General features: G+C 65.4%; 23 protein-coding genes. 15 read left to right on the top strand and 8 right to left on the bottom strand.

Annotated features, from left to right (window positions below; all coding sequences use genetic code 11):
• Window positions 1-78 precede the first annotated feature (78 nt).
• The gene (locus tag ACREB4_RS04390; protein WP_431586975.1) at window positions 79-1,032 is read left to right on the top strand and encodes a lipase family alpha/beta hydrolase; all 954 of its coding nucleotides are present in this window, start codon (window positions 79-81) and stop codon (window positions 1,030-1,032) included.
• Window positions 1,033-1,106: 74 nt separating this feature from the next.
• Window positions 1,107-2,039, top strand: coding sequence for a lipase secretion chaperone (locus tag ACREB4_RS04385; RefSeq protein WP_431586974.1), 933 nt, complete (start codon window positions 1,107-1,109; stop codon window positions 2,037-2,039).
• A gap of 15 nt (window positions 2,040-2,054) precedes the next feature.
• On the opposite strand, the gene ACREB4_RS04380 is transcribed toward ACREB4_RS04385, so the two are convergent.
• From ACREB4_RS04380 to ACREB4_RS04360, 5 genes are read right to left on the bottom strand one after another with little or no spacing between them, the layout of a single operon-like run.
• Window positions 2,055-4,292 (bottom strand): helicase-related protein, encoded by a 2,238-nt coding sequence (locus tag ACREB4_RS04380; protein WP_431586973.1) that lies wholly within the window; start codon window positions 4,290-4,292, stop codon window positions 2,055-2,057.
• Between the two features lie 46 nt (window positions 4,293-4,338).
• On the bottom strand, window positions 4,339-5,184 hold the full coding sequence (locus ACREB4_RS04375; RefSeq protein ID WP_431586972.1) for a TatD family hydrolase: 846 nt from the start codon (window positions 5,182-5,184) through the stop codon (window positions 4,339-4,341).
• Window positions 5,185-5,188: 4 nt separating this feature from the next.
• Window positions 5,189-7,129: an LTA synthase family protein gene (locus ACREB4_RS04370; protein WP_431586971.1), complete on the bottom strand. Its 1,941-nt coding sequence runs from the start codon at window positions 7,127-7,129 to the stop codon at window positions 5,189-5,191.
• Window positions 7,130-7,165: 36 nt separating this feature from the next.
• Complete coding sequence (gene lolD, locus ACREB4_RS04365; protein ID WP_431586970.1) at window positions 7,166-7,840, bottom strand: lipoprotein-releasing ABC transporter ATP-binding protein LolD; 675 nt, start codon at window positions 7,838-7,840, stop codon at window positions 7,166-7,168.
• Window positions 7,833-9,086, bottom strand: coding sequence for a lipoprotein-releasing ABC transporter permease subunit (locus tag ACREB4_RS04360; RefSeq protein WP_431586969.1), 1,254 nt, complete (start codon window positions 9,084-9,086; stop codon window positions 7,833-7,835). The genes lolD and ACREB4_RS04360 overlap by 8 nt, the downstream gene beginning before the upstream one ends.
• 34 nt (window positions 9,087-9,120) lie before the next feature.
• On the opposite strand from ACREB4_RS04360, the gene ACREB4_RS04355 reads away from it, so the two are divergent.
• Window positions 9,121-10,140, top strand: coding sequence for a hypothetical protein (locus ACREB4_RS04355; protein WP_431586968.1), 1,020 nt, complete (start codon window positions 9,121-9,123; stop codon window positions 10,138-10,140).
• An 18-nt stretch (window positions 10,141-10,158) separates the two neighbouring features.
• Window positions 10,159-11,883 (top strand): single-stranded-DNA-specific exonuclease RecJ, encoded by a 1,725-nt coding sequence (gene recJ, locus ACREB4_RS04350; protein WP_431586967.1) that lies wholly within the window; start codon window positions 10,159-10,161, stop codon window positions 11,881-11,883.
• A 24-nt stretch (window positions 11,884-11,907) separates the two neighbouring features.
• Here recJ and ACREB4_RS04345 read toward each other — a convergent pair whose 3' ends face one another.
• The 3 genes from ACREB4_RS04345 to flgA all read right to left on the bottom strand — a co-directional run bounded on the left by ACREB4_RS04345 (window position 11,908) and on the right by flgA (window position 13,578).
• The gene (locus ACREB4_RS04345; RefSeq protein WP_431586966.1) at window positions 11,908-12,285 is read right to left on the bottom strand and encodes a hypothetical protein; all 378 of its coding nucleotides are present in this window, start codon (window positions 12,283-12,285) and stop codon (window positions 11,908-11,910) included.
• Between the two features lie 14 nt (window positions 12,286-12,299).
• Window positions 12,300-12,605: a flagellar biosynthesis anti-sigma factor FlgM gene (flgM, locus tag ACREB4_RS04340; RefSeq protein ID WP_431586965.1), complete on the bottom strand. Its 306-nt coding sequence runs from the start codon at window positions 12,603-12,605 to the stop codon at window positions 12,300-12,302.
• Between the two features lie 133 nt (window positions 12,606-12,738).
• Window positions 12,739-13,578, bottom strand: a complete 840-nt coding sequence (gene flgA, locus ACREB4_RS04335; protein WP_431586964.1) for a flagellar basal body P-ring formation chaperone FlgA — start codon at window positions 13,576-13,578, stop codon at window positions 12,739-12,741.
• 162 nt (window positions 13,579-13,740) lie between these two features.
• Between flgA and flgB the strand changes: the two genes are divergently transcribed.
• From flgB to flgL, 11 genes are read left to right on the top strand one after another with little or no spacing between them, the layout of a single operon-like run.
• On the top strand, window positions 13,741-14,178 hold the full coding sequence (flgB, locus tag ACREB4_RS04330; RefSeq protein WP_230179220.1) for a flagellar basal body rod protein FlgB: 438 nt from the start codon (window positions 13,741-13,743) through the stop codon (window positions 14,176-14,178).
• Window positions 14,179-14,195: 17 nt separating this feature from the next.
• Complete coding sequence (flgC, locus tag ACREB4_RS04325) at window positions 14,196-14,609, top strand: flagellar basal body rod protein FlgC (protein ID WP_431586963.1); 414 nt, start codon at window positions 14,196-14,198, stop codon at window positions 14,607-14,609.
• 18 nt (window positions 14,610-14,627) lie between these two features.
• Window positions 14,628-15,308, top strand: coding sequence for a flagellar hook assembly protein FlgD (locus ACREB4_RS04320; protein WP_431586962.1), 681 nt, complete (start codon window positions 14,628-14,630; stop codon window positions 15,306-15,308).
• Window positions 15,309-15,343: 35 nt separating this feature from the next.
• On the top strand, window positions 15,344-16,702 hold the full coding sequence (gene flgE / locus ACREB4_RS04315) for a flagellar hook protein FlgE (protein ID WP_431586961.1): 1,359 nt from the start codon (window positions 15,344-15,346) through the stop codon (window positions 16,700-16,702).
• 34 nt (window positions 16,703-16,736) lie between these two features.
• Window positions 16,737-17,465, top strand: a complete 729-nt coding sequence (gene flgF, locus ACREB4_RS04310) for a flagellar basal-body rod protein FlgF (RefSeq protein WP_431586960.1) — start codon at window positions 16,737-16,739, stop codon at window positions 17,463-17,465.
• 21 nt (window positions 17,466-17,486) lie between these two features.
• A complete protein-coding gene (gene flgG, locus ACREB4_RS04305) occupies window positions 17,487-18,269 on the top strand; it encodes a flagellar basal-body rod protein FlgG (protein WP_431586959.1) in 783 nt (260 codons plus the stop codon).
• 2 nt (window positions 18,270-18,271) lie between these two features.
• The gene (locus ACREB4_RS04300) at window positions 18,272-18,970 is read left to right on the top strand and encodes a flagellar basal body L-ring protein FlgH (protein WP_431586958.1); all 699 of its coding nucleotides are present in this window, start codon (window positions 18,272-18,274) and stop codon (window positions 18,968-18,970) included.
• A gap of 42 nt (window positions 18,971-19,012) precedes the next feature.
• The gene (locus tag ACREB4_RS04295; protein ID WP_431586957.1) at window positions 19,013-20,146 is read left to right on the top strand and encodes a flagellar basal body P-ring protein FlgI; all 1,134 of its coding nucleotides are present in this window, start codon (window positions 19,013-19,015) and stop codon (window positions 20,144-20,146) included.
• Window positions 20,146-21,102, top strand: coding sequence for a flagellar assembly peptidoglycan hydrolase FlgJ (gene flgJ, locus ACREB4_RS04290; protein ID WP_431586956.1), 957 nt, complete (start codon window positions 20,146-20,148; stop codon window positions 21,100-21,102). Before ACREB4_RS04295 ends, flgJ begins: the two co-directional genes overlap by 1 nt.
• 23 nt (window positions 21,103-21,125) lie before the next feature.
• Entirely contained in the window at window positions 21,126-23,081 is a 1,956-nt protein-coding gene (gene flgK, locus ACREB4_RS04285) for a flagellar hook-associated protein FlgK (protein WP_431586955.1), read from the top strand.
• Between the two features lie 11 nt (window positions 23,082-23,092).
• A complete protein-coding gene (flgL, locus tag ACREB4_RS04280) occupies window positions 23,093-24,316 on the top strand; it encodes a flagellar hook-associated protein FlgL (RefSeq protein WP_431586954.1) in 1,224 nt (407 codons plus the stop codon).
• Window positions 24,317-24,329 lie beyond the last annotated feature (13 nt).

Below are 24,329 nucleotides of genomic sequence, written 5' to 3'. Positions count from 1 at the left end.
TGCGATCCATTCATCGTTCCGCGAGACATTGATCACGCAGTGCAAGCAACAACATCCGAGCCCCAAAGGAAAAACGCCATGAACACCATTTTCTCCATGCGTGCCGTCTGCGCCGCCGTTGCAGTCGCTGGCGCGATGATCGCGGTTCCTGCCGCTCAAGCTGCCACCACCACCACGGGTTCCCAAACCAAGTACCCCATCGTGCTGGTCCACGGCTTCATCGGTTTCGACAACATCCTGGGCATCCAGTACTTCTACAACATCCCCAACAGCCTTCGCAAGGATGGCGCCACGGTGTACGTCGCTTCGGTGAATCCGTCGCAAACCACCGAGTTCCGCGGCGAAGAACTGGTGCGTCAACTCCAGCAATGGGCCGCCGCTGACGGCGTCAAGAAGTTCAACCTGATCGGCCACAGCCATGGCGGCCCCACCGTGCGCTATGCCGCGGGCACCGTGCCCTCGATCGTGGCCAGCGTGACCACCGTCGCCGGCACCCACTTCGGCAGCAAGGTCGCTGACGACATCCTGGCCGGCACCACGCCTGGCGGCACCTTCGACAAGGTTGCCACCGGTGGCCTGCAACTGATCGCCTGGCTGACCGGCAACGGCACCTACAAGCAAGCCGACCTGCTGACCGCCCTGGGTGCCCTGAGCGCGCCTGGTGCCGCCGCCTTCAACGCGAAGTTCCCGGTGGGCGCACCCACCAGCGCTTGTGGCCAAGGTCCTGAAGTGGCCAGCGTCAATGGCAACAGCATCCGCTGGTACTCGATCTCGGGCACCGCCGTGAAGACCAATGGCTGGGACATCTCCGACGCCATCCTGTCCTACACCGGCGACTACTTCAAGGGCGAAGCCAACGACGGCTTGGTGTCGCAGTGCTCCAGCCACTGGGGCAAGGTCATCAAGGACGACTACCACTGGAACCACCTGGACGAGATCAACCAAGTCCTGGGCACCATCGGCAAGGGCGATCCGGACCCCGTGGCTTTCTACAAGCAGCAAGCCAGCCGCCTGAAGGCCCTGTCGCTGTAAGCCTTTTTCCCGAATGACGCAGGGGCCGATTCCGCAGGGGGTTGGCCCTTTTTCAATGCTGAGGACGCTTTGACATGAAAGCAGGCAAGGTGTGGATGGCCACCGCCGTGGTCGCCGTGGGGGTGGGTGCCGGATGGTGGCTGTCGGGCCCCGGCAGCCAGGCACCAGGCGCCGGTCACGCACAAAGCGGCAACGACGGTTCATGGCGCATCGCCGAGGCGGGCCGCGCTTTTGGCCTGGCGCCCGACCCGTCGGACACCCCGGTCACGCGCAGCCCGGACCAGGTACGCCAGCGCCTGTTCAAGAACGGCTCGTTCGCTGGCACCGAAGCCGCTGGCAGTTGGTGCGTCACCGACAAGAAACTCAAGCCCTGTGGCGAATTGCGCAGCCGTTTCGAGTACTACGTGCTCGGGCTGGGCGAGGTCACCATCGAAGAGATTCGCGGCCTGGTCCAGGATGAAGCCAGGCGCGAAAACGGCGAGCCCTTGGCCGGCGAGATCATGGCCGTGTGGGACAAGTACTGGCAGGTGCGCACCTATGGCTGGCGCCACAAGTTCGCGCAGGGCGACCGTGCCACCTGGATGCCGGTGTTCGAGGAACAACGCTCCGTGCGCCGCCAGATCCTGGGGCAAGCCTGGGCCGAGGCCTTCTTCAAGGACGACGAGCAGCACTTCCAGGACTACTACGCGCAACTGGAGTCGGGTCAGCCACCGCCACCCGACCCTGGTGAGCCCGTGCCACAGATGGCACCTGGCAAAGACCCCGCCGCCGTGCGCGCCGAGCGCGTGGCCCGCTATGGGGAAGCCGCCGCCGACCGGCTGACCAAGGCCGACGAGGAATGGGCTCAATGGGAAGCCCGCCTGGGTGGCGCCCAGCGCGAATGGGAACGCCTGCAAAAGGCGGCCAACCTGTCGGACGCTCAGCGCAAGGCCGAGATCGTCAGCTACGTGAAGTCGAACTTCCCGCCGGATGAGCAGCTCCGCGTGCAGGCCCTGCTGCGCATCTGAACCGGCGCTTCAAACTCAGGAACGACGTGGCGCGCCGCGGGGGCGGCCACGCGTTTGCCACAAGGGCTTCTTGCCCTTGAGGTGGCGCTCGATGCCATCGTTGAGGCGGCCGCGCAGGTCCACGACCTTGGCCAGGTGGCCGTAGACATTCGGAAAGCGCAGGTCCAGCCAAAGCCACAGGGTGCACGAGCGCAAGGCCTGCTCCATGCGCTCAAGGCGGCTGTGCTCGTCCACCTCTTCCAGGAACCAGGGGCTGCCGGCTTCGCCGCTCAGCGCATGGTAGTGGGTCCAGTTCAAGAACTCCTGCACCTGTGATTCGGTGCGGGTATCGACCGGCGCCTGGGCATAGACGAAGCGATCGCGCAGGGACAGCTTGCCGGCGGTGCGGTCGAGCTGCTCGGCCAGGTCCAGCATCTGCTCCAGTTCGGCCACGGCAAAGTGGGCGTCGTCCAGTTCCAGCTGCTCCATGAAGATGCCCAACACTTCGCGCAGGCTGTGCTTCTTCAGGCGCGTGGCGATGGTCTCGATGTGCCACCAGTTGGGGGCCACCGGCGCCTTGAAATCGATCGGGGCCTTGGGTTGCTTGGGCAGCAGGTCGCGCAGCATGCGCAAGGCCGTGGGCTCGGCCTCTTTCAGCACGCCGACGAAGCCTTCGTCGTGCATGCCGAAGCGCCCCGCCCGGCCCGCGATCTGGTGCACCTCCGACACGGTGAGCGGCCGGTCGGTCTGGCCGTCGTACTTGACCATGGTGCTGAACAGCACGCGCCGGATGGGCAGGTTCAAGCCCATGCCGATGGCGTCGGTGGCCACCAGCACGTGCGATTCGCCTTGCGCGAAACGCTCGGCCTCGCGGCGGCGCACCTCGGGCGGCAAGGCCCCGTAGATGACCGACACGGTCTTGCCATTGGCGGCGATCTGGTCGCGCAGCATCAGCACCTCGCGGCGGCTGAAGGCCACGACGGCATCGCCCTTTTTCAGCGTGTTGATCGACAGGGGCGCGGGCAGCAGTTGCACATGCTGCTTGCGCTCGAAATGCTTGACCTCGCAGTCCTCGCCGCACAGGCGCAGCAGGTTCTGGATGGCGGGCACGGCGTAGGCCGAGCAGATGATGATGACTTCATTGGCCGGCACCGCCACGATGGCCTGGGTCCAGGCCCAGCCGCGGTAGTTGTCGAAGATCATCTGGGCTTCATCGATGACGGCCACCTCGATGGGCTCGTTCGTGCCAACCATCTCGATGGTGCTGGAGACCACGGCCGCGCCGTCGGCGGGCACGTTCTCTTCGCCAGTCAGCAATGAGCAGGCCACGCCGCGGCCTTGCAGGCGGTCGCGGCCTTCCAGGGCCAGCAGGCGCAGCGGCGCCAGGTAGGCGCCCTTCTCGGCCTTGGCCAGGCGCTCGAAGGCCGCGTGCGTCTTGCCGCTGTTGGGTGGGCCCACGTACAAGGTCACCTTGCGTTGCAGGTGGCGGGCCTTGTGGAAGGTGTCGGGATAGCCTTCGAAGGCCAGTTGGTCGGTGAGGTCGTCCAGGGTGTCCAGCTCGGCCTCGTGGTGCTCCCAGCGTTCCAGCGCGCGCGTGCAGCCGGCTTTCAGGTGCTCGAAGGACTGGGGCGTGCCGCACTCGGCCTGCAGGCGCGGCATCAGCGAAGCCATCTGGCGGGGGTTGCTGACCTTGGCACGGGCCAGCAGGGTCTGCAGGTGCGCTTGCAATTCGTCGGCATAGGCGTAGGCCGGCGGTGTACCCAGGCCCTTGATCAAGGCGGGTTTGTCCCCCGTGCGGTAGAAATCCCAGACCGGTTCAGCGGCGATGGGCACCTTGAAGGACACGGCCACCTTGCCGGCCTGGTCGGGCAAGGGCAAGGTCTGCGTGATCAGGCGGTCCCAGTCGTGGCCGCGCCGGAACAGGCCCAGGGCCTCCAGCGCCGCGCCGCGGTCGATCATCACCTGGCGCACCTCGCGGCCCACACCGATGGCGTCCAGGTGGCGCAGCGCGTGGTCCATCAGCTCGGGCGCGATCCAGCGGCTGGGGCGCGCACCGCTCACGGCCTTCTGCAACAGGATCAGGCCCCGGCCATCCAGGTAGTCTTCGAAATCCGGCGTGTTCTCGGGGATGAAGTCGGCCGGTTTGACCACTTGCGGCAGGTTGAAGGCGGCCTGGCGGATGCGGCCAATCTGCTCGGCGCTCAGGTGCGGGGGAACGCGGCTGGCGTGGCGGGGAATGGGCAGGCTGCGGGGATCGGGCGAGGTGACGGACATGGAGGCGGGCGTGGGCCCGGGTCAGGGAAAAGCCGCTATTGTCCGCTCAGGCGGGGATCAGTGCTTGCAGGCGCGGCAAAGCCTGGCGAGCATTGGCCTGGGTGATATCGCGGGTCTGCTCGATCGACCAGCCGCGCAATTCGGCCAGGGTCTGCGCGATGCGGGGCAATTCGGCCGGTTCGTTTCGGCTGCTGCGGCCTTGGGGGCGGTCTTTTTCTGGCACGTAGAGCCAGTGCGGCGGGATGTCGGGCGCGTCGGTTTCCAGCACGATGGCGTCCGCCGGTACCTCGGCGGCCAGGCGGCGGATCTGCAAGGCGCGGTCGAAGGTCATGGCGCCACCAAAGCCCAGTTTGAAACCCAGGTCGATGAAGGCCTGGGCCTGCTGCTCGCTGCCATTGAAGGCGTGGGCGATGCCACGGGGCACGGCCTTGCCTTGCTGCTTCAGGCGGCGCAGGTGCTTGAGCACGTCGTCGGCGCTGCGGCGCACGTGCACGATCACCGGCAGGTCGAATTCGACCGCCAAGGCCAGTTGCGCCGCGTAGACGCGGTCTTGCAGGGCATTGCTGGCGGGGTCCTTCAGGCTGTCGACGAAATGGTCCTGGCCGATCTCGCCAATGGCCACCAGGCGGGGGTCGTCGCGGTGCTGTTGCAGCGCGTCCCGGAGAAGCCCGATCGCGTCGTCGCCAGACGCTTTCACGAACAAGGGGTGGATGCCCAGCGCATAAGTGCCGCCGCATTGAAGCGCGGCCTGGCGCGCGGCCTCGAAGGCGGACGGCATCACGGCCGGCACCACGATCATGCCCACGCCGGCCTGGCGCGCCCGCTCGATCACGGCCGGGCGGTCGGCGTCGAATTCAGGGGCGTCGAGGTGGCAATGGGTGTCGATCCACATGACGCTAGTGTGTGACGGGTTTCTCCATCTGCAAGGCGCCCTGCTTGAAAGCCCGCGATGCCGTCTGGTAATAGGCGATCGCCTCGTTCATCAGGGTTTCGTTGACCTCGGTGGGCGTGGTGGCCAGCGTCGTGGGGTCGACCTTGTAGGCCAGCACCTTGCGGCGCGGCAGCAGCACGGTCAGCACGTCGTTGCGCAGGTAGCCCAGCTCTTGGTAGTTGCTGATGAAGGCGCGGTTGGGGTTCTGGTCCGGCTCGAAGAAGGGGCGCCCGAAGAAGTGGTCGTCGCCGCTCTTGCCCATCATCTCGACGATGGTCGGGGCCAGGTCCAGCTGGCTCACCACTTCCTTGTAGACACTCGGCGGCACGAAGTCGGGCGCGTAGAAGATCAGGGGGATGTGGTAGCCATCGACCGGCAGCTTGCTCTTGCCCGCCACCGAGGCGCAGTGGTCGGCGATGATGATGAACAGGGTGTCCTTGAACCAGGGCTGGCCGCGCGCATCGTCGATGAACTTGCCGATGGCGTAGTCGGTGTACTTGACCGCGCCATCGCGCCCCCCCGGTGACTTGATGTCGATGCGGCCATCCGGGTAGGTGTAGGGCCGATGGTTGGACGTGGTCATGATGTGGGCGAAGAATGGCTTGTCGGCCTTGGCCTCGGCCGTCAGCGTCTTGACGGCGTGGCTGAACAGCACCTCATCGGCCACGCCCCACACGTTCTCGAACACCACGGACTGCTTGGGGATGTCGGTGCGGTCGATCACCTTGTAGCCATTGGCGTCGAAGTAGGCGTTCATGTTGTCGAAGTAACCGTAGCCGCCGTAGAAGAAGTACGACTCGACGTTCTGGGGCTTGAGGATCTCGCCCAGGGTGGCCAGGTGCTCGTTGTTGGGCCGGCGCACGATGGCCTGGCCTGGCACGGGCGGCGTGCCCAGCGACAACGATTCCAGGCCGCGCACGGTGCGCGTGCCCGTGGCGTACAGGTGCGAGAACACCATGCCCTCGCGCGCCATGGCATCCAGCCGAGGCGTGAGGTGCTTGGTCGAGCCGTAGGTGTCCATGAAGGAGGCCGACAGGCTCTCCACCGAGATGAGCACCACGTTGCGAGGCCGGCGCTTGAAGGGCAAGGGGTCGTCGGCGTTGTCTTCGCCCGGTGGTGGGTGGATCGCCTCGCTCAGGGGCTGGCGCTCCACGTCCAGCTTCTTGAGGATGAGGTCGGCCTGTTCCTGCGGCATGGTGCGGTAGAACTTGTCGTAGTCCAACTCGTTGCGGCGCATGGCCGCAGCCAGCGTGAACAGGCCATTGCCCGACAGCTCATCGGCGTAGGCATTGCCCAGGCCCTGCATCTGATCCACGTTCGTCAAGGCCAGACTGGCCGCGGGGAAGATGATCGCGGCGGCCAGCAGGGCCAGGCGTTGCCGCCCCGACAAGGTGGTTTCGGTGGTGCGCTTCAAGGGCACCCGCAGGAAGAACGTCAGCAAGGCCGCCAGCGAGGCCAGGCCGAGGACGATGGCCGGCACCGGATAAGACTGGCGGATGTTGCCGATCACTTCCTGCGTGTAGATCAGGTAGTCCACCGCGATGAAATTGAAGCGCGTCGAGAACTCGACCCAAAAGGTGATCTCGGCGGCTGCGCCGAACAACATCACCAGCGCCGCGAACCAGAACCACACTGTGCGCAGCACACGGTGCCAGCCCTTCGCACGCCAGGCGTTGGGCACGATGGCTTCGTACAAAAACACCGGCGCAATGGCCAGGGCGATCACGGCGAGGTCGAACATCAACCCTTTGAGGAAGATGCCCGGCCACAAACCCAAGGGCACCAGGGACAAACCCACGCCCAACACCAAGCCCAGGCGCAGCAAGGTGAACACCCCCAGCCAAACCGCGGCGATCAACCAAGGCAAACGGGCAGGCTCCAGAACGGAGCGTTTGGAATCGGACATGCGGAACCTTTGAAAGGTGAAGGGATGACAGCGGCGTCAATCGGCCAAACGGCCCTGCACCAATCGCAGGTATCGGTCGCAACGGTGGGCCAGGCTGTCGTCATGGGTGACCATGACGAAAGCCGTGCCTTGTTCCTTGGCCACCTGCAGCATCAAGTCGAACACGCCATCGGCGGTGCCCCGATCGAGGTTGCCGGTGGGTTCATCGGCCAGCACGCACGCCGGCTGGCTGACCAAGGCACGCGCCACGGCCACGCGCTGGCGCTCGCCGCCCGACAGTTCCGACGGTCGGTGCTCGGCCCGCAGCGACAGGCCAACCCGCGTCAGCATGGCCAGGGCCTGCTTGCGCGCTTCGGGCACCGACAGGCGGCGGATCAACAAGGGCATGGCCACGTTGTCGATGGCCGAGAACTCGGGCAGCAAATGGTGAAACTGGTAGATGAAGCCCAGGTGCTGGTTGCGCCAGCCGCCTTGTTCGGCAGCGTTGAGCTGCGAAAAATCGCGGCCCATCAACTGCACGCGACCCGAGGTCGGCGCTTCCAGTCCGCCCAGCAGGTGCAGCAGCGTGCTCTTGCCCGACCCCGAGGCCCCGACGATGGACAGGATCTCGCCCTTCGAGATCGTCAGGTCCACGCCCTGCAGCACGGTCACGTCCAGCGGACCTTCGGTGAAGCGCTTGGTCAGGCCCTGGGCCTGCAAAATCTCATTCATAACGCAAGGCCTCGGCGGGCTGCACACGGCTGGCACGCCAGCTGGGATAGAGGGTGGCCAGGAACGACAGCACCAGCGAGATCAACGCGATGGGCACGATGTCGGCGGCCTGGGGATCGCTGGGCATGCGGCTGATGAGGTAGATGCTGCCGGGCAGGAAGTGCACGCCCAGCAGGTGCTCGATGAACTCGACGATGGCCCCCACGTTGAAGGCCACCAGCATGCCCAGCGCCAGGCCCGCCAGCGTGCCCAGGATGCCCGAGAGCGCGCCTTGCACCATGAAGATGCCCATGATGGACCCCGGCGTGGCGCCCAGGGTGCGCAGGATGGCGATGTCGGCGCGCTTGTCGGTCACCGTCATCACCAAGGTCGACACCAGGTTGAAAGCCGCCACGGCCACGATCATGGCCAGGATGATGAACATCATGCGCTTCTCGACCTGCACGGCGTCGAACCAGTTGCGGTTGGTGCGCGTCCAGTCGTTCACGACCACATCGCGGCCCAGCGACACGGCCAGTTCACCCGCCACCGTGCGGGCTTGCTGGGCATCCGTCAGTTTGAGCTGCAAGGCCGTCAGGCCACCCGTGCGGAACAGCTTGGCGGCATCGTCGGCGTGCATCAGCACCAGGCCGTTGTCGTATTCATAGTGTCCGGCGCTGAAGGTGCCCACCACCACCACCTGCTTGATGCGCGGCACCACGCCGGCTGGCGTGACCTGCCCGCTGGGCGCCACCAGGGTGATGGGATCGCCCACACGCACGTCCATGCTGTTGGCCAGTTCGGCGCCGATCACCACGCCCCAGGTGCCTGGCTTCAAGAGCTGCATGGTGGATTTCATCTGCGCGGCCAGCGGCGTCACCGAGGCTTCTTCGTCGGGCACGATCCCGCGAACCATGGTGCCGCGCATGTTCTCGCCCCGCGCGATCAGGGCCTGGGCCGGCACGAAAGGCGCCGCGCCGATCACCTGGGGATTCTGGCGGGCCTTGGCGGCCAAGGCCCGCCAATCTTCCAGCGCACCGCCATGGGCGTCGTAGACCTCGACGTGCGCGATGACCGAAAGCATGCGGTCGCGCACCTCTTTCTGGAAACCGTTCATCACCGACAGCACGATGATGAGTGCCGCCACCCCCAAGGCGATGCCCAGCACGGACACGAAGGAGATGAAGGAAATAAAGCCATTGCGGCGGGCACCTCGGCCGGCGCGGGTGTAGCGCCAACCAACTCGCCATTCATAGGGAAGGTTCATGGTGCGCGAAGTGTACTCACTTGATAATGCCGGGATGCCCGCTGCCCCGAATCCCGCCACCGTTCCCGACCAGCACCTGGTCCTGCCTTTCGCGGCCAGCCTGTCCGAACCCTGCCAACAGGCCCTGCCCCGCCTGGACGACGCCGCCCGGTTTCCCCACCTGCACCAGCTTTTGCGGAAACTGGCCCCCGCTGGCCGCCTGGAAGGTGACGAATACGCCCTGTCCATGCCCCACGAGCGCGTGCTGGCCCAATCCCTGGGCTGGCACGGCCTGGCCGACGGCACCTGGCCGTGGGCCGCCTGGCAGGCGCAGGGCAGTGGCATCACCACCGAAGCCCAGTCCTGGGGCTTGCTCACCCCCTGCCACTGGCTGATGGGCCGCGAAAGCCTGACCTTGCTCGACCCCGATGAACTGCACTTGAGCGAGGCGGATTCGCGCACCCTGCTGGCAACGCTGCGCCCCTGGTTCGAAGAAGAAGGCTGGACGCTGGTTTACGACAGGCCCACGCGCTGGTACGCCGCCCACCCTTCGCTGGCGAGCCTGCCCACGGCCTCGCTCGACCGGGTCATTGGCCGCAATCCCGATGTGTGGATGCCAGATCACCCACAGGCCCGCCTGATCAAGCGCCTGCAAAACGAGGTGCAGATGCTGATGTACCAGCACCCGCTCAACGAAGCGCGCACCGCCAGCGGCCAATTGACGGTCAATTCCTTCTGGCTGAGCGGCACCGGACCTTTGCCTAACCCATCGCCTGCGTCCCTGCCACCGGGCACCCGCCTGCTGAACGACTTGCGCGCTCCTCTGCTCGCCAGCAACTTGGCCGACTGGATCGGCACCTGGCAGGCGTTGGACACCCAAGTGTTCCAACCCCTGTGTGCCGCCATCGAGGCGGGCCAATCTGTGCACCTGACCTTGTGCGGCGAGCGCAGCGCCGTCACCCTCGCAAACGCCCCTCGGCCCTCCTTGGGCCAAAACCTGTTAACGGTCGCCAAAAAACTGGTAGGACGTGGCAAAAGTCACCTTCAGCCGTCAAAACTACTCATTTCGCTTTGAATTGGCGCCGCCTGCCCCATGAAAATCACCGCCCGAGAAGTCCCTCCCCGCAGCACCTGGGCCCTGGAACAAGCCGGTGTGCACCCGCTGCTGGCGCGCCTGTTCGCCTCGCGCGGCGTTCGCCATGCCGATGAACTGGACGACGCCCCCGCCAAACTCCTGCCCCCCGGTGAGCTGAAGGGCGCCTTGGGCGCCGCCCGCCTGCTGGCCGACGCCATCGGGCAAAACCACCCCATCTGCATCGTGGCCGACTACGATTGCGATGGCGCGACCGCCTGCGCCGTGGGCCTGCGTGGCCTGAAGATGCTGGGGGCCCGGTCCGACCAAGTCAGCTTCGTGGTCCCCGACCGCGCCGTGCATGGCTATGGCCTGACCCCACCCATCGTCGAGTTGGTGCACGCCAAACGCGCCAAGGTGCTGATGACCGTGGACAACGGCATGGCCAGCCACGAGGCCGTCGACCGAGCCCACGCCTTGGGACTGCAGGTCGTCATCACCGACCACCACTTGCCCGTGGTCGATGCCCATGGCCAATTCAGCCTGCCGAAGGCCGACGTGATCGTGAACCCGAACCAGCCCGACTGTCCCTTCCCCAGCAAGGCGCTGGTGGGCGTGGGCGTGATGTTCTACGTGCTGCTGGCCTTGCGGGCCGAGCTTCGCCAGCGCGGCGCCTTCGACGCCGCCAACCAGCCCCGCATCGACAGCCTGCTCGACCTGGTCGCCCTGGGCACCATCGCCGACGTGGGCCGGCTGGACGCCAACAACCGTCGCCTGGTCAGCCTGGGCCTCAAGCGCATCCGCTCGGGCCGCATGCAGCCCGGCATCGCCGCCCTGTTCGCCGCCGCCGGCCGCGACCCGAGCAAGGCCAGCAGCCAGGACTTCGGCTTCGCCCTGGGCCCCCGCGTGAACGCCGCTGGCCGCCTGGCCGAAATGGGTTTGGGCATCGAATGCCTGCTGACCGACGACGTGGGCCGCGCGCAAGAACTGGCCCAGCAACTGGACGCCATCAACCGCGAACGCCGCGAACTGGAAACCGGCATGCGCGAACAGGCCGAATCGCTCTTGGAATCGCTGCTGTCGGAGGACGAGCCGCCCCCGGCCATCGCCATCTTCGACCCGGAATTCCATGAAGGCGTGGTCGGCATCGTCGCCTCGCGCCTGAAAGACCGCCAGCACCGCCCCACCTTCGTCTTCGCGCTGGGCCAGGACGGCCTGCTCAAGGGCTCGGGCCGCTCCATCCCCGGCTTCCACCTGCGCGACGCGCTCGACCTGGTCAGCAAGCGCCACCCTGGTTTGCTGCGGAAATTCGGCGGCCACGCCATGGCGGCCGGTTGCACCATCGCCGAAGAAGACTTCGACACCTTCGAGCAGGCCCTGATGCTGGTGGCCCACGAAGGCCTGGACGCGAGCCTGCTGGCCCGGCAGCTCAGCACCGACGGCCCGCTCGACACCCAATGGTTCACGCCGGAAACCGCCTCGGCGCTGGACCAGGCGGTGTGGGGCCCGGGCTTCGATGCCCCGGTCTTCAGCGATGCGGTGGAAGTGCTGGGCCAGCGCCTGGTCGGCACGCGCCACATGAAGCTGAGCCTGCGCGTGCAGGGCCAAGTGCGCGACGGCATTTGGTTCGGCCGCACCGAACCTTTGCCGGACAAAGCGCACATGGCATTCCGCATCAGCCTGGACGAGTACCAGGGACGCCAACGCGTTCAGATCATGGTGGAAGGCCTGGCGGAAGACGCCTGACAGCCTGAAAAGCAAAAACCGCGGTCAAGCGCGGTAGGCGTTCACGGCCATCTGGCCGGACCTGGGCGCCAGCGCCGAGTAGGTCGACGAGGCCTCCTGGGGCAACAGCATGCCCAGCGTACGCTCGATCGACATGGCGGCTTTGCGCACGGTCGATTGCTGCCCCATGACGCGCGCCTGCGCAAGGAGCAACTGCTGACGCAACTTGGGCGTCATGGCGTCCGGCCCCGCATGGCGGAATGCCGCCAGGGCATCGGCCAGGGCCCGGTGCAAATCTTGCGAACAGGACTCGATGGCCTGGGCGTCCTGTGCCAGCAAGGCGGCGTCCAGCCCCCCCAATTGCGCCTCGATGGCGGCAATGTGAGGGGTCAGGTCCAGCACGGGCGACAGAACGGCAGCCATGTCAAGGCACTGGATCAGTGCTGACGCTCAAGCAGTTCGCGCGAATTGGCGATCAGCTTGTCGGCGATGGCTTCCGGGTCCACCTTGTAGGAACCGTCGTCGATCGACTGCTTCACCTTCGAGACTTTGTTGGCATCGAAGGTGGGGTCGGCGCCCGATAAGAGGTTCGCGGCAGTGTTGGACAGCGTGACCTTGGCGCTTTCATTGACGCCGCCGTCCAGGCTGGCCGTTTTACCGGTCGTCTTGGTGCTGCCAGGGGCTTCCGTCTTGGTGCTGCCTGCGCCGTTGACGGACTTGTCTGATGGGTTTCCGATCTTCATGATGAACTCCTTGCTCTCGGCGTGTACCACCGAGTGGCCACATTGGGGATATCGACCCGCTCGCCACCGACTTTAACGCCAAAGGCCAAAACCCCCGCATTCCTGGGGGGTGAAGCTGAAATTGGCCCCGATTTCACAACGTGATCTCCACTTGCCGCGATCCCACGGGATCGCCGCAAACGACCCGGCCACCGTCGAGCCGGACCTTGGCGCACTGACCTTCATCGCCGGCGGTGAGGGCCGTGCCCTCGGCGCCGACTGAAAATCCACTGCCCTTGACCGTCAGACGCACCATCTCGCCAGCGGCGAACCAACGGCGGGCTTTCACGTCTTCCTGGCGCAGGCTTTGACCGGGTTGCAGTTGGCGAACCAGCGTGCGTCCGATGACATCCTGGGCGCGCAGCACCGCGGGCGAGGCATGGGAGGCCAGATCGACTTCGGCCATGCGCAAATCTTCCATGGACAAGGAGGCGCCAGGACGCAGGGCGTTGGCGGCGACCAGGGCCTGGCCCCACACCTTCACCGACACCGGCCAGAACACATTCCAGCGCACCGCACCTTGTTCGCAACGCAGCCCGACACGGGTGTTGCCCCACAGGCGCATGCCGTTGGGCACATAGGCCTTGACCTTGTCGCAGGGCGCCAGCTTGAGGCGGGGGTCCAATTGGCCCAGCACCACCTCGACGCGCCAGGGCGAGCTGCTCTTCGAATCATGGGGCTGCGGCAAGGCCTGGTCGTGCAACAGCGTTTGCACGTAGGCCTGCAGCACGCCTGAATCACCGGCCGACGAAACCTGTTGCTGGGCATGCGCCGAGGGCGAGAACAGCACGGCGCCGCCGCACAGCAATAGCCACACAAGGGCGCTCAGCAGCGCCGCCCACACCTGAAAAGGCTCGAACCCCAGGTCATGCAGCAAGCCCGGCGCGGAGGCCGTGTCGCTGTTCTTGCGGTGGTTGAGCAGGTTCGTTTCCATGCCTGCCACTGTACGGAGGCTGGTCTGGTGGAGAAGTCCGAAATGAGGCCCGAAAGGCTGCTTATTCCGGCTCATGTTTTGGCGCCAGAAGTTCACCATCCCCTACAAGCTGCGCCGAATCCCGTTTTGTCGGCAAAGCATCCACAGGCCGGAGGGCTTGCCATGTTGAACCGATTGACCGACACCCTTAATTTTCAAGCTGATGCCCTGGCACTGCGTTCCGAACGCCAGCGCCTGATCGCCAGCAACATCGCGAATGCCGACACCCCGGGCTACCAGGCGCGGGACTTCGATTTCGCCAGCGCGCTGCGCAATGCCACGGGACAGGCCTCGTCGGGTGCGTCATCCTTGTCGCCCGCCAAGCTGCAGCTGGCCACGGCCAGCGCAGGCCACCTGGGCCGCGGTGGCGCCCCCGCCGGCAGCAAGGAAGCGACCGACATGAACTATGCCACCCCCGCCCAGACCAACCTGGACAGCAACACCGTCGACATGGACCGCGAGCGCGCCACCTTCGCCGACAACACGGTTCGGTATGAAGCCACCCTGCGCTTCATCAACAGCCAGGTCAAGACGCTCAACACAGCCATCACCGGCCAGTGAAGAAGGAGTAAACCACCATGTCGATGTTCAGCATTTTCAACGTCTCGGGCAGCGCGGTCAGCGCGCAGGCCCAGCGCCTCAACGTGGTGGCCTCCAACCTGGCCAACGCCGACACCGTGGCCGGCCCCGACCGCTCACCCTACAAGGCCCGGCAGGTGGTGTTCAGCACCACGCCCATGGGCAACGAGGTGGGCACGGCCGGCGTCACCGTCACCAACATCACCGAAGACAACACCCCTGGCCGCAAGGTGCTCGACCCCAAGCACCCGCAAGCCGACGCCGAAGGCTACGTGACCTACAGCAATGTGAACGCCGTGGAAGAGATGGTCAACATGATCTCTGCCTCGCGTTCTTACCAGAACAACATCGAAGTGATGAACACCGCCAAGAGCCTGCTGATGAAGACGCTGCAGCTCGGTCAAGGCACCTGATTTACCTAAGGACATGACATGAGCTCAGTATCGTCAACCGGCAACTCCGTTCTCGACAAGATCAACGGCACCACGGCCGCCGCCAGCGACAAGACGACGGAGGCCTCCGACCGCTTCCTGAAGCTGCTGGTCACGCAGATGCAGAACCAGGATCCCCTGAACCCGATGGACAACGCGCAGGTCACCAGCCAGATGGCCCAGATCAGCACGGTGACCGGGATCGAGAAGCTCAACACCACCATGGGTGGCGTGACCGACGGCTTCAGCCAGATGCAGGTGCTGCAGGGCGCCAGCCTGGTGGGCCACCAGGTGCTGATCGAAGGCAACCAGCTGGTCGCCGGCACGGTCAAGGCGGATGACGGCACCACCAGCACCGTGGCCGCGGGCGCCTTCGACTTGAGTGGCAGCGCCGCCACCGTCAACATCGATGTGATCAACGCGGCGGGCAAGGTGGTCGACACCATCAGCCAGGGTTCGCAGACCGCTGGCCTGCACAGTTTCCAGTGGACGGTGCCCAGCACCATGTCCAGTGAGGGACTGACTTTCAAGGTCTCGGCCAAAAACGGCAGCACCAATGTCGGCAACACCTCTCTGATGAACGACCAGGTCGACGCCATCAGCAACAGCAACGGCACCTTGAACCTGGAGCTGCGCAACAGCGGCACCACGGCTTACAGCAAGATCAAAGTCGTCGTTTAAATCTTTCCAGCAGTACCCTCGCAAAGGACATCACCATGGGCTTCCAACAAGGTCTCTCCGGTCTGAACGTATCGGCTCGCAATCTGGAGGTGATTGGCAACAACGTGGCCAACACCAGCACCTTCGGGGCCAAGGCCTCGCGCGCCGAGTTCTCCGACATGTACGCCGCCGCCCTGAACGGCTCGGGCAGCAGCAGCGTCGGCATCGGCGCCACCGTGGCGGCCGTGGCCCAGCAGTTCACGCAGGGCAACATCAGCACCACCGACAACCCCATGGACCTGGCCATCAACGGCAATGGCTTCTTCCAGGTGCAGGACGGCCGCAACCAGACCTTCTTCACCCGCAACGGCCAGTTCAAGATCGACCGCGACGGCTTCATCGTCAACAATGCCAGCCACAAGCTGCTGGGCTACCAGGCCGACCTGACGGGCAACATCACCAACACCAGCGACCTGGTGCCCATCCAGCTGACCACGGGCGGCATTGCCCCCAAGCAGACCGACAAGACGGCCATTGAAATGAACTTCAAGTCGACCGACTCGATCAAGAGCGTGGGCATCGACTTCACCGACAACACCACCTACAACTTCACGACGTCGCAGACCATGTACGACGTGAAGGGCCAATCGGTCGGCATGGCCTACTACTTCCAAAAGGTCGGCGACAACCAGTGGGACATGTACGTGACCGCCAATGGCACGTCCATCCAGACCGATGGCGCGGGCGCGCCCGCCAAGGCCGCCACGCTCACCTTCCCGACCTCGGGCGGCACCCCGGCCGACCTGGCCAATGGCAGCCCGGCCGAAGGCGACCCGGGCACCATCACCACGTATGACGCCAGCGGCAACCCGGTCGCCACCTCGTCGACCGGCAGCTTCACCCTGCCCGACATCCCCAAGGTCAACGTGACCAACGCCAGCAGCGTTCCCCCCATCGCGCAAACGGAAGTCATCAGCGGCGTGACCATGGACTTGTCCAAGGCCACGGAATACGGCGGCAACTTCGCCGTGACCAACCTGTCGCAAACCGGCTATGCGCCTGGTGACCTGTCCAGCATCACGGTGGACAGCACCGGCGTGATCCTGGCGCGTTATTCCAACGGCCAATCCAAGCCAGCCGGCCAGCTGGTGACCGCCAGCTTCCGCAACCCGCAAGGCCTGCAACCGCAAGGCAACAACGAATGGGCCGCCACTTACGCCTCGAATGCCCCCGTCACGGGCGCCCCGGGCACCGGCAACCTGGGCCTGCTGCAATCGGGCGCGCTCGAAGAATCCAACGTGGACCTGACCGGCGAGCTGGTCAACATGATGGTGGCGCAGCGCATGTACCAGGCCAACGCGCAGACCATCAAGACCGAAGACCAGGTCTTGCAGACTCTGGTGAACCTGCGTTGATGCAGGCGGAATCCAGCAGTAAGCGGAGCACACCATGGATCGGATGATTTATGTCGGCATGGCCGGCGCCAAGATGGACATGCAGCGGCAGGAGGTGTTGGCCAACAACCTGGCCAACGTCAGCACCACCGGCTTTCGGGCCGAGCTGCAAGCCATCCGTGCCGTGCCCGTGCGTGGCGATGGGGCCACCACGCGCGTCTACTCGCTGGAAACCACGGTGGGCTACGACGATTCGCAAGGGGCCATCACGACCACCGGCCGGCCGCTGGACGTGGCCCTGCAAGGCAAGGCCATGCTGGGCGTGAGCGCGCTGGACGGCACCGAGGCCTACACGCGCTTCGGCTCCCTCACCGTGAACAACGAAGGCGTGCTGATGACCCAGAGCGGCCTGCCCGTGATGGGCGACGGCGGCCCGATCACCATCCCGCAGAACAGCCAGGCCAGCATCGCGCCCGACGGCACGGTCAGCGCGAAGGAAGCCAGCGGCAAGATCACATCGATCGGCAAGCTCAAGCTGGTCACGCCTGAAACCAAACTCACCCGGGGCGAGGACGGACTGTTCCGCAACCCCGACGGCGGCGACCTGCCCGCCGACGCCAATGCCCGAGTGCAGGACGGAGCCCTGGAAGGCTCCAACGTCAACCCCGTCGAGACCATGATCAGCATGATCGCGGCGGCCCGCCAATTCGAAGCTCAAATGAAGTTGATCCAGACTTCCGAGAGCAACGAGAAAGCGGCCTCTCAACTGTTGGGCGGCGCCTGATAAGGCCCGAGGAGCAACACCATGATGCGATCACTTTGGATTTCGAAATCGGGCATGGAAGCCCAGCAGACCCAGCTGGACCACATCTCGCACAACCTGGCCAACAGCGGCACCAACGGCTACAAGCGTTCGCACGCGGTGTTCGAGGACCTGATGTACCAGAACCTGCGCCAGAGCGGTGCCAACAGCTCGGAGCAGACGCAATTGCCCACGGGCTTGCAGGTCGGCCTGGGCGTGCGCCCGGTGGCCACCTCGCGCCAGTTCTCGCAGGGCAGCCTGCAGCAGACCACCAACTACCTGGACGTGGCCATCAAAGGCAACGGCTTCTTCCCCGTCACCATGCCCGACGGCACCACGGGCTACACCCGCGACGGCTCCTTCCAGCTGAACAACCAGGGCCAGTTGGTGACCAACAATGGCTACCAGATCCAGCCTGGCATCACCGTGCCGGCCAACGCCACCTCGGTGACCATCGGGGCCGATGGCACGGTCACTGCCGCCATCTCGGGGCAGAACACCGCCCAGACCTTGGGCCAGATCCAGCTGACCAATTTCATCAACCCGGCCGGCCTGGAGCCACGCGGCGAAAACCTCTACACCGAGACGCCCGCCTCCGGCACGCCACAGACCGCCAATCCCGGCACGGACAGCACCGGCCTGCTGGCCCAGGGCTTCGTGGAAACCTCCAACGTCAACGTGGTCGAAGAGCTCGTCACCATGATCCAGACGCAACGCGCTTACGAGCTCAATTCCAAGGCCATCCAGACCTCGGACCAAATGCTGCAACGCCTGGGACAACTCTGATCATGATGAAGATGCTTCAACGCCGCGCCATTCTGGCGCTGATCGCCGCCGCCTGCGGCCTGCTGGGCGCCTGTTCGGTCATGCCCACCACCGCCAAGGTCGACGTGCTCGAACCCACTCAGGCGCGCCCCGCCGTGGTGCCGGTGGCCGCCGTCGGCAATGGCTCGCTGTTCCAGAACGCCAGCTACCGCCCCCTGTACGAAACCTACCGCGCCCGCATGGTCGGCGACATCCTGAACGTCACGATCGTCGAAAAAATCGCGGCCAAGCAGGAGTCGACCAGCAGCGTCGAGAAAACCGGCGCCACCTCGGCCTCGGTGTCGGCCATTCCATTGCTGAAGGCCGAACAGCTCGCCAAGCTGAGCTTGAGCGCGGGCGGCACCTCGTCGAACACCTTCGACGGCAAGGGCACCACGGAAAGCAGCCACAATTTCGTCGGCACCATCACCGCCACGGTGATCGAGGTGCTGCCCAACGGGCACCTGGTCATCTCGGGCGAAAAACAGATCGGCGTGAACAAAAACGTGGAATTGTTGCGTTTTTCGGGCCAGGTCGACCCCACGACCATCCAGCCGGGCAACACGGTGGCGTCCACCCAGGTGGCCAACGTCCGCATCGAACAGCGAGGCCGCGGCGCCCAAGCCGACGCCCAGGGAATAGGCTGGCTTGCACACTTCTTTTTGAGCATTCTGCCGATCTAAAGAAGACCAAAATGAGGCCGAACCTTCTCGGAATCCGGCCTCATGAACACCACCCAAGAACGACTCCTCAAACTGCTGATCAGCCTGGCTTTCCTGGCCGCATCCGCAGCCGTCTGGTGGCCTGTCGAGGCCGAGGCAGCCCGCCTGAAAGAGATCGCCAGCGTCCAGGGCGTCCGTTCCAACCAGTTGATGGGCTATGGCCTGGTGGTGGGCCTGGATGGCACCGGCGACCAGACCACCCAGACACCGTTCACGGCGCAAAGCCTGAACTCCATGCTGCAGCAGATGGGCATCACCGTGCCCGCGGGCGTGGCCATGCAGGTCAAGAACGTGGCCGCCGTGCTGGTCACCGCCACCCTGCCTCCCTTCGCTCAACCCGGTCAGGCCATCGACGTGACCGTGTCTTCGCTGGGCAATGCCAAATCCCTGCGTGGCGGCACCCTCGTCACCACGCCCCTGAAAGGTGCTGACGGCCAGATCTACGGCCTGGCCCAGGGCAGCCTGGTGATCAGCGGTGCCGGCGCTTCGGCGGGCGGCTCCAAGGTCCAGGTCAACCAGTTGAGCGCCGGCCGCATCCCCAACGGCGCCACCGTCGAACGCAGCGTGCCCACGCCCTGGCTGCAGAACAGCGTCGTCCAGCTGGACGTGCAATCCGACGATTTCAACACCGCCCGCGACGTCGCTGGCGTCATCAACAAGGCCAAGGGCCCCGGCACCGCCGAGGCCATCGACGGCCGCACCGTGCAAGTGCGCCTGCCCAACCAGCCCGGCGAGCGCGTGGCTTTCATGGCCGACATCGAAAACCTGTCCATCGACCGCGCCACGCCAGCCGCCCGCATCGTCATCAACGCCCGCACCGGCTCGGTGGTGGTCAACCAGGCCGTGACCATCGGCCCCTGCGCCATCGCCCACGGCAACCTGTCCGTCACCGTCAGCTCCACCCCGGTCATCAGCCAGCCCAACGCGCTGTCGCAAGGCCAGACCGTGGTCAGCGAGAAGGCCGACATCAAGATCAACCAGGAACCCGGTGCGCTGATCCAGCTGCCGGCCGGCACCAAGCTGACCGACGTGGTCAAGGCGCTGAACACCCTGGGTGCCAATCCGCAGGACCTGCTGGCCATCCTGCAAGCCATGAAGGCGGCCGGCGCGCTCCAAGCCGAGCTGGAGGTCATCTGATGAGCCTGACACCATCCCCCTCCTCCACAGGCACCAGCCTGAGCCTGGACACCCGTTCTCTCGACAAGCTGAAATACGCCTCGGGCAAGGATCAGAAAAGCGCGATCAAGGACACGGCCAAACAGCTGGAAAGCCTGTTCATGCAAGAGCTCATGAAAAGCATGCGCGCCACCACCATGAACAGCGGCATGCTGGAAAACTCGGGCACCGAGATGGGCACCAGCATGCTGGACAGCCAGCGCGCCCAGCAGATGAGCGGCCTGCCCGGCGGCATCAGCGACATGATCATCAAGCAGTTGCAGCGCCAATTGGGTGGCGGCGACGGCGATGCCTCGGCCGACACGCCCGCGAGTCCTTTCAAGGGACTGGGCGACCTGACGATGAGCAAGCTGCCGATGATGAACAGCGGCAAGACGGCAGAGGCCGCCCTGCCCCCGTCTGCGGCAGCCGGCGGTGCCGCTGAAGCCAGCACCCGCAAACTCAGCCACACCGAGAAGTTCGTGCGCGAACACCAGGCCGCGGCCAAGGCCGCCGAAAGCGTCACCGGCATCCCCGCCAACCACATCCTGGGCCAGGCGGCCCTGGAGTCCGGCTGGGGCCGGCACGAACCCAAGATGGCCAATGGCGAGTCCAGCCACAACCTGTTCGGCATCAAGGCCAACAGCAGCTGGACGGGCAAAGTGGCCGAGGTCACCACCACCGAGTACATCGGCGGCGTGGCCCGCAAGGTCACCGCCAAGTTCCGCGCCTACGACTCTTACGAAGACGCCTTCAAGGACCACGCCAAGCTGCTCAGCCAAAGCCCCCGCTACAGCCAGACCGTGGCCCAGGCCGACACCGCGCAAGGCTTCGCACGCGGCCTGCAGAAGGCTGGCTACGCCACCGACCCTTCGTATGCCGACAAGCTCACCAAGGTCATCAACACCACGTTGCGTCTGCAGCGTTCGGTGACCTGAACGACTGATGGAGAAGTAGCACCATGGGTTCAGGACTGCTCACGCTCGGCACACGGGCCATGTTCGCCAACCAGGCGAAGCTGGACACCATTGCCCACAACATCAGCAACGCCAGCACCGAGGGCTACTCGCGCCAGGAAGTGCAGCTCTCGACCGAGGGCGGCCGCTACACGGGCGCAGGCTTCTATGGCCGCGGCGTCAAGATCGACACGGTCACCCGCGCTTCCGACTCCCTGCTGGCCCGCGACTACAACAACAACCTTTCGGTCGCCTCTGCCGACCAGATGCGGCTCGACAAGCTCACGCAACTCGAAAAGGTGTTGTCCACCGGCGAGTCCGGCATCGGCTATGCCGCCGGCCAGATGCTGAACGCCTTCGTCGACGTCTCCAACCAGCCGCAGGACTTGTCGGCGCGCCAAGTGGTGCTGTCCAAGGCCACCGAGCTGGCCAGCCGCATGAGCACGGCTGGCACGCAATTGAACGACCTGCAGGCCGGCACCCTGGCCGACATGAAGACGACCGTGGCCGAGATCAACTCGATCGCCTCGCGCATCGCCGACATGAACCAGAAGATCGCGTCGGTCACGGGCCTGGGCCACGATCCCAACGACCTGCTGGACCAGCGCGACCTGCTCGTCAAGCAGCTGTCCGAGAAGGTCCAGGTCTCCACCGTGCCCGCCGACGACGGCTCGGTCAGCGTGTTCATCGGGGGCGGCCAGCAGCTGGTGCTGAGCAACCAGGCCTCGACCCTGGGCGTGGCCACCGACCAGTACGACGCCACGCAAGGCCGCATCACCATCGGCCAGGGCACCAACCAGCACACCCTGGACGAAAGCCTGCTGACCGGCGGCACCCTCGCCGGCCTGCTGAAGGTGCAGAACGAAGACATCCCGGCCGCGCGCAACCTGCTGGGCCAGATGGCCGCCGCCTTGAGCTGGCGCGTCAACCAGCAGCAATCCTTCGGCCTGGACCTGGGCACGCCCGCCTCCGCTGGCGCCCCGATCTTCGACGTGGGTGGCCCGCAAGTGCTGCCCTCCAAGAAGAACACCTCGTCCACGACCACCCCACCCGTCAGCCTTTCGGTGGTCGATGCGCGCGAGCTGCAGGCCAGCGACTACAGCCTCATGGAAGACCCCATGACGCCCGGCACCTACAAGCTGACCCGCCTGAGCGACAACACGTCCACCACCGTCGCGGACGGCGACGTGGTCGATGGCATGAAGATCAACATTGATTCGGCCACCATCGCCAGCGGCGACACCTTCGTGCTGCGCCCCGTGGGCCAGGCCGCGCTCAGCATGAAGCGTGTGCTGGACAAGCCCACCGGCATCGCCGCCGCCTCGCCCATCAACGGCACCATCGGCACCGGCAACCTCGGCACCGCCACCGTGGCGTCGCTCAACGTCGTGGCCACGCCGACCACGCCCTACGAATCCCTCACGGTCGCGTTCACGTCCGCCGCGACCACCGGCACGGGCGAGCAGTACGAAATCCGGGATTCCAGCGGTGGCGTGCTGGCCAGCGGCACGTGGGTGGCCGGCCAGGCCATCGCCTACAACGGCTTCGAACTGAAACTCAACGGCGTGCCCAGGGACGGCGACTCGATCAAGGTGGCCCCCACGACCTACCCTGCGTCGAACAACGGCAATGCCCTGTCCCTGTTGGCGCTGCGCGATGAAGACATCGTGGGCCGCGTCAACCAGGGCGGGGGCAGCACCGCGCCGGGCGCCACCATCACCAACGCCTATTCGCAAGTCATCGGCAGCATCGGCGTCCGCGTGCAGGATGCCAAGACATCGGCCACCATTTCTTCCACCCTGGCCGCCAACTCGCAAGAGCTGCTGACCAACAAGACCGGCGTCAACCTCGACGAGGAAGCCGCCCGGCTGATCCAGTTCCAGCAGGGTTACCAGGCCGCCGCCAAGATCCTGCAGGTCGCGCAGTCCGTGTTCGACACGCTGCTCAGCATCAGCCGATAAGGAGCCTCGCCATGCGCATCAGCACCGCCTACAGCTTTGACTCTTCGATCGACAACCTGCAAAAGCGCCAGACCGAGATGTCGCAATCGCAGATGCAATTGACCTCGGGCAAGAAGGTCAACGCCGCCAGCGACGACCCCATCGCGGCCGCGCGCGCCGAACGTGCCCTGGCCAGCATCTCGCGCGACGACGCCAACCAGCGCTCGCTGGACGCCAGCCGCAATGTCATGCAGTTGAGCGAATCGTCCATCGGCGACGCGGTCAGCCTGCTGCAGACCGCCCGCGAATCCATGGTCGCCGCCGGCAATGGCAGCTACACCGACAAGGAACGCCAGGCCCTGGCCCTCAAGCTCAAGGACATCCGAGCCCAGATGCTGACCATCGCGAACCGCTCGGATGGCAGCGGCGGCTTTGTCTTCGGCGGCCAAGGGTCGGCCTCGCCACCGTTCCTGGACACCACGAGTGGCGTGCAGTTCGTGGGCCAGGGCGGGCAAGTGCAAGCCGCGTCCAGCGAATCCCTGAACCTCACCGTGGATGGCGACCAGACCTGGTTGAAAGCCAAGTCGGGCAATGGTGTCTACGAAACCAACCCTGCCAGCACCAACACCGGCACGGGCTGGATCACCGCCGGCTCGGTCACCACGCCCGCCGATGTGCCCTATCCCGCCGACCCCAGCATCACGCCCCCCCAATACGCGGTCACCTTCAGTGTCAACGCGGGCGTCACCACCTACAGCGTCACCAAGGACGGCGGTGGCACCAGCCTGAACAACGTGCCCTTCCAGAGCGGCAAGGCCATCGTGATCGACGGCATGTCTTTCGCCATCACCGGCCAGCCGGCCGACACCGACAGCTTCACCCTCAACCAGTCCACCAACGACCTGAGCGTGTTCGACGCCCTCGACACGGCCATCACTTCGCTCACCTCCACCAACCAGAACACTGGTCAGATCATGCAGGCTGTCAACAAGGGCCTGAGCAACCTGGACAGCGTCCTGGGCAACGTCAGCGCGGCGCGCTCGGCGGTGGGCGAAAGCCTGAACCGCATGGACAGCATCGAAGGCCGCATCAGCGCCTCCAAGCTGGCCGCCGAGACCGAACGCTCCAATGCCGAGGACCTGGACATGGTCTCGGCCATTTCCAAGTTCCAGAACCAGCAGACCGGCTACGATGCAGCGTTGAAGAGTTACGCGATGGTGCAGAAGTTGTCGCTGTTCCAATACATCAATGGCTGACCCACAAGGGACT

The organism is Aquabacterium sp., assembly GCF_050725395.1.
Taxonomy (GTDB): Bacteria; Pseudomonadota; Gammaproteobacteria; order Burkholderiales; family Burkholderiaceae_C; genus Aquabacterium.
The sequence above is the reverse complement of the archived record's forward strand: the minus strand, read 5'-3'. Positions and strand labels throughout refer to the sequence as shown.

Coding starts and splice junctions, on each gene's coding strand:
- ACREB4_RS04390 (WP_431586975.1), top strand. CDS start 79: ATGAACACCATTTTCTCCATGCGTGCCGTCTGCGCCGCCGTTGCAGTC.
- ACREB4_RS04385 (WP_431586974.1), top strand. CDS start 1,107: ATGAAAGCAGGCAAGGTGTGGATGGCCACCGCCGTGGTCGCCGTGGGG.
- ACREB4_RS04380 (WP_431586973.1), bottom strand. CDS start 4,292: ATGTCCGTCACCTCGCCCGATCCCCGCAGCCTGCCCATTCCCCGCCAC.
- ACREB4_RS04375 (WP_431586972.1), bottom strand. CDS start 5,184: ATGTGGATCGACACCCATTGCCACCTCGACGCCCCTGAATTCGACGCC.
- ACREB4_RS04370 (WP_431586971.1), bottom strand. CDS start 7,129: ATGTCCGATTCCAAACGCTCCGTTCTGGAGCCTGCCCGTTTGCCTTGG.
- lolD (WP_431586970.1), bottom strand. CDS start 7,840: ATGAATGAGATTTTGCAGGCCCAGGGCCTGACCAAGCGCTTCACCGAA.
- ACREB4_RS04360 (WP_431586969.1), bottom strand. CDS start 9,086: ATGAACCTTCCCTATGAATGGCGAGTTGGTTGGCGCTACACCCGCGCC.
- ACREB4_RS04355 (WP_431586968.1), top strand. CDS start 9,121: ATGCCCGCTGCCCCGAATCCCGCCACCGTTCCCGACCAGCACCTGGTC.
- recJ (WP_431586967.1), top strand. CDS start 10,159: ATGAAAATCACCGCCCGAGAAGTCCCTCCCCGCAGCACCTGGGCCCTG.
- ACREB4_RS04345 (WP_431586966.1), bottom strand. CDS start 12,285: ATGGCTGCCGTTCTGTCGCCCGTGCTGGACCTGACCCCTCACATTGCC.
- flgM (WP_431586965.1), bottom strand. CDS start 12,605: ATGAAGATCGGAAACCCATCAGACAAGTCCGTCAACGGCGCAGGCAGC.
- flgA (WP_431586964.1), bottom strand. CDS start 13,578: ATGGAAACGAACCTGCTCAACCACCGCAAGAACAGCGACACGGCCTCC.
- flgB (WP_230179220.1), top strand. CDS start 13,741: ATGTTGAACCGATTGACCGACACCCTTAATTTTCAAGCTGATGCCCTG.
- flgC (WP_431586963.1), top strand. CDS start 14,196: ATGTCGATGTTCAGCATTTTCAACGTCTCGGGCAGCGCGGTCAGCGCG.
- ACREB4_RS04320 (WP_431586962.1), top strand. CDS start 14,628: ATGAGCTCAGTATCGTCAACCGGCAACTCCGTTCTCGACAAGATCAAC.
- flgE (WP_431586961.1), top strand. CDS start 15,344: ATGGGCTTCCAACAAGGTCTCTCCGGTCTGAACGTATCGGCTCGCAAT.
- flgF (WP_431586960.1), top strand. CDS start 16,737: ATGGATCGGATGATTTATGTCGGCATGGCCGGCGCCAAGATGGACATG.
- flgG (WP_431586959.1), top strand. CDS start 17,487: ATGATGCGATCACTTTGGATTTCGAAATCGGGCATGGAAGCCCAGCAG.
- ACREB4_RS04300 (WP_431586958.1), top strand. CDS start 18,272: ATGATGAAGATGCTTCAACGCCGCGCCATTCTGGCGCTGATCGCCGCC.
- ACREB4_RS04295 (WP_431586957.1), top strand. CDS start 19,013: ATGAACACCACCCAAGAACGACTCCTCAAACTGCTGATCAGCCTGGCT.
- flgJ (WP_431586956.1), top strand. CDS start 20,146: ATGAGCCTGACACCATCCCCCTCCTCCACAGGCACCAGCCTGAGCCTG.
- flgK (WP_431586955.1), top strand. CDS start 21,126: ATGGGTTCAGGACTGCTCACGCTCGGCACACGGGCCATGTTCGCCAAC.
- flgL (WP_431586954.1), top strand. CDS start 23,093: ATGCGCATCAGCACCGCCTACAGCTTTGACTCTTCGATCGACAACCTG.